The sequence below is a fragment of the Pseudoxanthomonas sp. LjRoot204_2 genome, from assembly GCF_056175765.1.
The window spans coordinates 1-7,450 of sequence record NZ_JBGFFG010000154.1; the positions used below are offsets into that span (position 1 = coordinate 1).

The window sequence follows — 7,450 nt, forward strand, 5'->3', positions numbered from 1 at the left end:
GCATACGGTCCCCTCGCTCATAGCGCGAAATCCTTGGGGCTGCCGTGTTCTCTTCCTCCAGCCCGAGAACAGCGCCCAAGGCGGCCTGGTTCATCCCCCGCGCAAGCCTGGCCTCGCGAAGGCGACGGCCGAAGGTTGAAGCTGGGGGCAGCGGTGCAGGCATGAAGACCAACGGATGATGAACTGACCCATCAGTCTGCCGCTTCCCATCCTGCCCTGCATTTGCCATATTTGCAAACGTCGTCAGGCCGACGATTTTCAGGGGCTTTCTTATGAAACACGCAGGACAAGGAGCATTCGCTGCGCTCCTGGCATTGGCGTTCACTTCCTTTACTCCCGTCCTCGCCCAGGACCAGTCCGCACAGAAGCCAGGCTTCTTCCGCCAACTTGGGGACAGCCTGAAAGACGCTGGGGAGAGGATGGTCGGGGCCAAGCCCCGCTCCGGCACCCGTAACGCTACCGGACCGCTTTACACCCCCATCAGTGGGGCCGGCCGTATCAATGGGCTCTACAAGAACGAGGACCATCAGGCCGCCCAAATGGGCCGCCTGGACTGGCCCCGGGTCGCGCTGACTTATAAAGAATGGGGCGCGTCCCTGCCCTGCTGGAAGGTCGAGGCCCGGATCTGGACCAGCGCCAACGCGTCGACCTCGGAGACCTTCCAGGCTTGCGCGGACGCCGCTCTGACGATCAAGGACGACCTCGGCGAGGAGGCCGAGCTCAACGACAACGCCCAGACCAAGGCGACGACTGATCTCATGGTGGGCCTGCGGGTGCGTCCCGGGAAACCGAACACGGGCGATCAGCGGACCTCGGGACCCAATCCTCCTAGGGAACCTTTCAACGTCACTACGTCCCGCGATGGGATTGCCGAGCAGGCCAGGAAAGTCGCGCTGAGCGTTGCCTGGGTATCCGGCTATCTGCGCGCGGAAGACCTCTATCCCGGTCCTTCGGGAATCCTCACGCCTTTTCGGGACACCCGAATGTGGATCGGTGGGTTCGATCCGGCCGGCAACCGTGACAAATGATCCTGCCCGTCCAACTCAACCAGGAAGAGACCATGACCATCTTTCGCAACATCGCCCTCGCCCTCTCTGCTGCCCTGGCGTTGACCGCCTGTAGCGGCCATCAACCCTCGGAAGCCGACGCCCAGAAAGCCATCACTGCGAAGTTCGAAGGTGCCATGGGCAGCGCCGTCCGGGTCCAGGAATACCGTGACTTCGCCTTGAGCGGCTGCCACCAATCAGAGACAGCGGACGGAGTGGTGTGTGACGTTGGCGGTGCCATCGTTTTGGACATCGCTGGGACGCCACAGGTTCGGCCGTTCACCGAGCCGGTCCGGTTCTCAAGGGCGTCGGGCACCTGGACGGCGAACAGGCCCTGATCCGCCCATGACCTACTACCCTGCCACACCCACCGCTTCGGTGATGACCCCGCAAGCCCGGTTCACGCTGTGCCTCTGCGTCGCTGTCCTGCTGACGGGACCGTTTGGCCTCGTCATCGGTCCCGTGCTCTCACGCCTCCTTCGGAGGCGCGCGGAGCGCCTCCATCCCTTAGCTGCGGCTCAAGCCCAACAACGTAGCGCCGGCCACTTCAACGTCGGCCAGATCTGGGCCATCACTGCGTGCGGCCTTATGGGGCTGATCGGAGCGCTTGTCATGCTACCTACGATCTTTTTCGTGCTCCTTGGAATTTTCGGCTCAGCATCCTGAGACGAACACGGTCCCCGGTCGTGAAATGAGAAGAGGCCCCAGATGGGGCCTCTTGCTCAACATGGTTGCTGTGCTTATCCCGGAAACTTCGGGAACTTCTCCCCAGGGTGCCGCGCCTTCCATTCTTTGTAGGCAGCGGTTCCCTCCCAGGCAGTGAAAGACCGCGGTGGCCGACCACGCCCGCTCCACGTCTCCTGGGTATGTGGCAGCCAATACTTCGGCGCCACCTCCTTGGTTCCCGCCTGCTTTTTTACCTTCGCAGGGCTACCCACACCCACGGCTGTCACGATCTCCGCTTTCTGTTTGGCGCTGAAGTGCTGACTGTATTGGCCTAGCAAGTTCATGACCTCGGCGAAGGCAGCGGCCGCTTGCTGTTGGCGGAGCTGGCTCTCTTGTTCTTCGAGCTTCCGGAGTTCTTCCTCCAGCCGGGCCTTGGCGGTGGCGATGGAGTCTAGGGTGGGCTTGCTCATCAATACTTTCCTTTCTATCTGACTCTCGTTGATTGCAATGAGAATGGCGAATGCCTTGAATGTTAGCGAATACCGCTTGACTATTTGAGATTACGTCTTAGCTTCCGTGAAATCCCCACCCCACCCCACCCGTGAAGAGCGCCGAACTTACTTCTCACTTGTCGAAGCTTGGAATAGCGATCAAGAGACGTGGAGGCCCTGATCCCGGCTGGACATCATCACATATCGACTGTCCTGGGAAGGTCATCTCCTTCAGCTCAAAGAGGGAGCTTCTAATATATTGGAAGAACAAGTCATTTGAGAGGGCAGCCGCTCGCAAAAGAGTAATCACATTGGTTGGACTTATGGACCAGCTAAGTGAAAGCGAAATTCGGGCTGTAGCAAAGTGGCTGTTCGGTGGCGCGAAGAATTACCCTCGCGGACTTTCAAGACTGCACTGTCTGGCCCCCGACGCAGAGCCAATAAAAGACTGGATGTCTGCCGTAGAGAAGCTCTCTGAAAGACATGGCCCAATTTCTAACGACTGGACCAAGTCAATCTACCGCGATGAAATCCTTAGAGACCGACGCGTCAGAGAGCTACTATTGAAGGCCCTCCGAGCCAGCGAGCATGGCAATGTCGTCACCCGCTCCATTGATCGTCGATCACCTCGGTGAATTTGGTATCAAGGATTATTCAAACTTCTTAGGGGCCGCGTTTCAACTGGCGGTCGCCGAGCTATCCGCCTCAAACTTGCACAGTTCTTTAGACGAGGAATCCATAACTGCCTCGCTCTTGGGAGCATTTGCAGTTGCGACACCAATATGCGCTTCTGCGTTCTCCGTTCCCTATGTAGTATCGTCTTCATGGGTGAGGTATAGCAAAAACTTAACTAATGGAATGGCGGAGAAAGACACCGGCGCTGACTTTGCTTTGCTGATCAGACTTGACACAAAAAGATCGCGGCTAGCTATCTTTCAAGCTAAGAAGAGCGAATCCATGGTCGGAAGCTTTGACGTATCGTCAGACTCTCCGGAAACAACAAGCCGCCCCAGAGTCGAGAAGCAGTTCACACGACTGAAAGATTTCAGCATCTCAATACTTGAAGAGAGGAATCGCAGAAGGAAACTCTCGGGTCCCGTAGCATCTCAACCATTGGGTATCGAATCGCTTCAATGGTCTCATTACCTCATATACGGGCACGGTAGCTTCCATTGCTGCCCACTCTCATCTCTAACCGATGTGGACGAGGCAATAAGCTCAAGTTCACCACTTTCAACCGTAAGACTAGCCCATCGAGAGCATTTCGGCTTTGCGGAAATGCTGAATCGAGGTGCGGATACCGCTAGCCCCTCCGCCCCTGGCTGGCTGACCTTGAATAATCTGACGACAACTAAGCGCGTCGTAGTAGAGGCTAGTAGGCACTTTACTGTCTATGAAGCCAGTGCTTGCCCCGAACTTGCCCTGAAGGAAGTCCTATCCAATGAGCGCGATCCGCTTCCGAGAGGTCTGCTGGTTAAGCGGGCACGCCAAGGTTTGAAACAGAAGACACCGCACAAGCCAGGGGCGCGTCAAGGACCTCGCGCGTAGCAATTCTCAGAAGCGGCTGCCAGCTGTCTGGGGTAGGGAGGCCTCCTCTCGAACAACTGCTGATCTTGGCTGGACTAGCGGTTTGATCGAACGAACCGCTACAATGGCCGGACACAAAACAGGACACATTCCTGGTTTGCGTCCTGTAGGAGAATCAAGGACTTAGGGTCGGGTTGACTCGATCCCCCTCTCTCCGCCAGGTTCAAAGACGTAGTGATGGCTCCACGTCCGTGATGTTTCGCCGGGACTTGGAGAGGGGGTGAGAACTCCCGGGTTCGACAAACCGCGTAGCGGTTTGCACGGCGAAGCCGCCCGCAGGGCGAAGGCGCGCAGCGCCGAGTGAATCCCCCTCTCTCCGCCAGTTTCATCGCAACCCGCTTCGGCGGGTTGACGACGGACCGCGCCCAGGCGCGGTTTCGTGTCTATGGTGGCCCCGTCGGCCCCTCGCGACGCTAGGTCGAAAATCCCGCCAGGGCCGGAAGGCAGCAACGGTATCGATCGATGCGGGCGCCGAGGTCAGCCGGCGGGGCTACCGCCTTTCGAGGCATCGTCTCGTCACTGTCTCCTGCCGTCGCGACGGCATCATCGCCATCGCGGCGGACGCCTCTTGAGCGTCGTTCATTCGGCCACGATCCCCAGCGCGTCCGGTTCGCGTCCGGTGACCCAGTAATCGATCACCTGCCAGCGTTCGGTGTCGATCACGGCGATCCTGTCGCCTCCACTGATGGCCACGTACGCGCGCGGCCGATCGGCTGCCAACGCTACGCCGATCGGCAATGCAGCGTTGCCAAGCATCGTGGGCTGGTAGGTCATGTCTTCGCGCGACAGCGAGACGGTAGCCACTGGCACCTTGGTGCGGGCATTGAAGACGGAGAGCGTCGCGGCGCGCGCATTGGTCACGAACGCCCGCGAGCCGTCCGCGGAAAACACCACCCGGATCGGAAACCCCTTGCTGCTCATGCGACGCTTGACCGCCAGCGTGCGCGGGTCGTGCACGGTGACGGTGCCGTCCTCGCGATTGGTCACCCACACCTCCTGGCCATCCGGTCGCACCGCCACGCCTTCCGCACCCTTGCCGGCGGCGCGCTCCATCGTCTTCATGCCGGACTGCAGATCGATGCGGCTCAGCGTACYGGACTGGATCTTGGTCAGGTACGCGACCTTTCCGTCGGTCGACACGGCGACCATGTGGCCCGTGCCCCCACCGACATCGATCACGCGCTCGATGCTGCCCGAGGCCAGCTCCACGACCAGCAGGCTGGCCGAGGCTTCCGTCGTCACCAGTACGCGACGGCCATCGGGCAGGAAGCGCAAACCGTGCGGCGCACCGTGCTGGCCCAGGTCGATGGTCCGTGTCGGCGTGCCGCCCACCAAGTCCAGGACCGAAAGCGAGCTGCCGGATTTCGCATCGCCGTAGTTCGTCACCACGGCGATGCGCCCGTCGGGCGCTACCGCGATCTCGTGCGGTGCTTCGCCGGTGCGGAACTCGCCGATCCTGCGGCCGTCGCGCAACGACAGGCGCCAGACCGTATCCGCCGACTTGTTGCCCACCAGCAGCTCTGCCGCACGCGTTGCCGCCGGCGCACCGAGCAGCCCGACCGCCAAAGCCAGCACGAGGGGACGCACTGTCCTCGGCGTCATGCACCCTCCGCCATCGGGTGCAGCCAGTCGGCATCGCCTTCGCGGTAATGCTCGCGCTTCCAGATCGGCACGCGACGCTTCACCTCATCGATGATGTAGCGGCAGGCATCGAACGCCGCACCGCGGTGCGCGGCGCTTACGCCCACCCACACCGCCAGGTCGCCGATGGCCAGCGTTCCCACGCGATGCACGCAGCACGCAGCGATGATGTCGAAGCGCGCCTTCGCTTCCGCAAGGATGCGTTCGCCTTCGCGCTCGGCGAGCGCTGCATACGCTTCGTAATCCAAGCCACCCACGGAGCGACCCGCGTGATGGTCGCGTACCCAGCCTTCGAAGCTGGCGTAGCCGCCCGCGCGCGGATCGAGCACGCGTGCGCGCCATGCGTCCAGGTCGGGCGGCGTCTCCGAGAGGGCGAAGTCTGCCATGGCTCAACCCCCGCTGACGGGCGGAATAAAGGCGATCTCGCTGCCCGCAGACGGCGCGTCTCCCCAGCGCGCGAACTCGCCGTTCACCGCGACGCGCAGGTGCTCGCGCGGCCAGGTGAATCCATGCCGCGCCTGTACGTCGTCGTAGACCCTCGCCAGGTCCGGGGCCTGGGTGGAGAGGGTTTCGCTGGCGATGCCGGCACGCTCGCGCAGGCTGGCGAAATAGAGCAGCGTCACCGTGGGCATCAGAGCTGCCCCACGTCGCGCTTGCCGCCGCGCTTGCCGACGAGTTTCGCCGGTCCGAGCACGATCGCGTGCGACAGCGCCTTGCACATGTCGTAGACCGTGAGGGCGGCCACCGTGGCTCCGGTGAGCGCCTCCATTTCCACCCCCGTGCGATGCACGGTGCGTACCTGGCAATCGATGCGCAGTGTGGCTTCGCCATCCCAGTCCACCGCCACGCGGCATCCGTCGATCGGTAGCGGATGGCAGAAAGGGATCAGTTCATGCGTGCGCTTGACCGCCATCGTCCCGGCGATGACCGCCGTATCGACGATGCCGCCCTTCGCACTGCGCAAGCCGTTGCGCTTCAGCTGCCGCGCGATCTCCGCCGGAAACCGCACGCGGCAGGTGGCGAGCGCTTCGCGCGCCGTCGCCGCCTTGCCGGAAACGTCGACCATGGCCGGGCGACCGTCGGCGTCGAGATGGGTCAGGGCGTTACGTGGCATGAGGATCCTGCGTGGTTCAACCACCGATAAGATACATCTCGACGCGTCGCCGATCCCGCACTTCGGGACGGCCACGCAACTCGCTGTAGCGGTCGCCGCGCGCCGACCACAGGCCTGCCACGTGCGTCGCCAGCGCATCTTCGCCTTGCGCAAGGACCGCACGCAGGTCGGCGCCCTCCGACGCAAACAGGCAGGTGAAAAGGCGCCCGTCGGCCGACACGCGCGCACGGTGGCAGTCGCCGCAGAACGGCGTACTGACCGAGCTGACGAAACCGACTTCGCCACCGCCGTCGTCGAACCCGTACCGCTCCGCCACCTCGCCCCGATAGTCCGCCTGCAGCGGATGCAGCGGCCAGCGCTCGGCGATGCGGTCGCGCAACGCGGCCGACGGCACCATCCGGTCGAGCCGCCAGTCGTTGCTGTCGCCCACATCCATGAATTCGATGAACCGCACGACATGGCCCGTGCCGCGGAAATGCTCAACCAACGGCACCACCTGGTCCTCATTGAGCCCGCGCTGCACGACGGCATTGATCTTGAGCCGCGAGAATCCGGCTCTCACGGCGGCGTCGATACCCGCAAGCACGTCGCCCACCTGCCCCCGCCGCCCCGACATCTCGGCGAAGAGATCGGCATCCAGCGCGTCCAGGCTGACGGTGATGCGCCGCAAGCCGGCGTCGTGCAGCGCCTGCGCCTGGTGCGCAAGCAACATGCCGTTCGTCGTGAGGGCGATGTCCTCCAATCCCGGAATGGCCGAAAGGCGGTGGACGAGATCGGGCAGGCGCTTGCGCAGCAGCGGCTCGCCCCCGGTCAATCGCAGCTTGCGCATGCCCAGCCGCACGAAGGCGCGGACCAGCGTGTCGATCTCGTCGAAAGACAGGCGTTGCGAGGCATCGGTCCCATAG

General features: G+C 62.5%; 9 protein-coding genes and 1 other RNA gene. 4 read left to right on the forward strand and 6 right to left on the reverse strand.

Features of this window, described 5'->3' with window-relative positions; translation table 11 throughout:
• Nucleotides 1-272 precede the first annotated feature (272 nt).
• Complete coding sequence (locus AC04L7_RS09000) at nucleotides 273-1,028, forward strand: hypothetical protein (protein WP_435997750.1); 756 nt, start codon at nucleotides 273-275, stop codon at nucleotides 1,026-1,028.
• Nucleotides 1,025-1,384 (forward strand): hypothetical protein, encoded by a 360-nt coding sequence (locus AC04L7_RS09005; RefSeq protein ID WP_435997748.1) that lies wholly within the window; start codon nucleotides 1,025-1,027, stop codon nucleotides 1,382-1,384. The genes AC04L7_RS09000 and AC04L7_RS09005 overlap by 4 nt, the downstream gene beginning before the upstream one ends.
• A 402-nt stretch (nucleotides 1,385-1,786) precedes the next feature.
• On the opposite strand, the gene AC04L7_RS09010 is transcribed toward AC04L7_RS09005, so the two are convergent.
• Nucleotides 1,787-2,182, reverse strand: a complete 396-nt coding sequence (locus AC04L7_RS09010; RefSeq protein WP_435997746.1) for an H-NS histone family protein — start codon at nucleotides 2,180-2,182, stop codon at nucleotides 1,787-1,789.
• Between the two features lie 615 nt (nucleotides 2,183-2,797).
• Between AC04L7_RS09010 and AC04L7_RS09015 the strand changes: the two genes are divergently transcribed.
• Both AC04L7_RS09015 and ffs read left to right on the forward strand, forming a co-directional pair.
• A complete protein-coding gene (locus tag AC04L7_RS09015; RefSeq protein WP_475512860.1) occupies nucleotides 2,798-3,751 on the forward strand; it encodes a hypothetical protein in 954 nt (317 codons plus the stop codon).
• A 433-nt stretch (nucleotides 3,752-4,184) separates the two neighbouring features.
• An RNA gene (gene ffs, locus AC04L7_RS09020) (signal recognition particle sRNA small type) lies at nucleotides 4,185-4,281 on the forward strand.
• Between the two features lie 88 nt (nucleotides 4,282-4,369).
• Here ffs and AC04L7_RS09025 read toward each other — a convergent pair.
• From AC04L7_RS09025 to moaA, 5 genes are all read right to left on the reverse strand, one after another.
• Nucleotides 4,370-5,392 (reverse strand): beta-propeller fold lactonase family protein, encoded by a 1,023-nt coding sequence (locus AC04L7_RS09025; protein WP_475512861.1) that lies wholly within the window; start codon nucleotides 5,390-5,392, stop codon nucleotides 4,370-4,372.
• Nucleotides 5,389-5,817 (reverse strand): molybdenum cofactor biosynthesis protein MoaE, encoded by a 429-nt coding sequence (locus AC04L7_RS09030; RefSeq protein WP_296280096.1) that lies wholly within the window; start codon nucleotides 5,815-5,817, stop codon nucleotides 5,389-5,391. The genes AC04L7_RS09025 and AC04L7_RS09030 overlap by 4 nt, the downstream gene beginning before the upstream one ends.
• 3 nt (nucleotides 5,818-5,820) lie before the next feature.
• On the reverse strand, nucleotides 5,821-6,063 hold the full coding sequence (locus tag AC04L7_RS09035; RefSeq protein ID WP_435997740.1) for a MoaD/ThiS family protein: 243 nt from the start codon (nucleotides 6,061-6,063) through the stop codon (nucleotides 5,821-5,823).
• The gene (gene moaC, locus AC04L7_RS09040) at nucleotides 6,063-6,545 is read right to left on the reverse strand and encodes a cyclic pyranopterin monophosphate synthase MoaC (RefSeq protein ID WP_299341693.1); all 483 of its coding nucleotides are present in this window, start codon (nucleotides 6,543-6,545) and stop codon (nucleotides 6,063-6,065) included. The genes AC04L7_RS09035 and moaC overlap by 1 nt, the downstream gene beginning before the upstream one ends.
• A gap of 16 nt (nucleotides 6,546-6,561) precedes the next feature.
• On the reverse strand, nucleotides 6,562-7,450 hold an 889-nt coding region (gene moaA, locus AC04L7_RS09045; protein WP_475512862.1), incomplete at its 5' end, for a GTP 3',8-cyclase MoaA.

Excerpts from the sequence above, each read along its gene's own strand:
- AC04L7_RS09000 (WP_435997750.1), top strand. The coding sequence starts at position 273 with ATGAAACACGCAGGACAAGGAGCATTCGCTGCGCTCCTGGCATTGGCG.
- AC04L7_RS09005 (WP_435997748.1), top strand. The coding sequence starts at position 1,025 with ATGATCCTGCCCGTCCAACTCAACCAGGAAGAGACCATGACCATCTTT.
- AC04L7_RS09010 (WP_435997746.1), bottom strand. The coding sequence starts at position 2,182 with ATGAGCAAGCCCACCCTAGACTCCATCGCCACCGCCAAGGCCCGGCTG.
- AC04L7_RS09015 (WP_475512860.1), top strand. The coding sequence starts at position 2,798 with ATGTCGTCACCCGCTCCATTGATCGTCGATCACCTCGGTGAATTTGGT.
- AC04L7_RS09030 (WP_296280096.1), bottom strand. The coding sequence starts at position 5,817 with ATGGCAGACTTCGCCCTCTCGGAGACGCCGCCCGACCTGGACGCATGG.
- AC04L7_RS09035 (WP_435997740.1), bottom strand. The coding sequence starts at position 6,063 with ATGCCCACGGTGACGCTGCTCTATTTCGCCAGCCTGCGCGAGCGTGCC.
- moaC (WP_299341693.1), bottom strand. The coding sequence starts at position 6,545 with ATGCCACGTAACGCCCTGACCCATCTCGACGCCGACGGTCGCCCGGCC.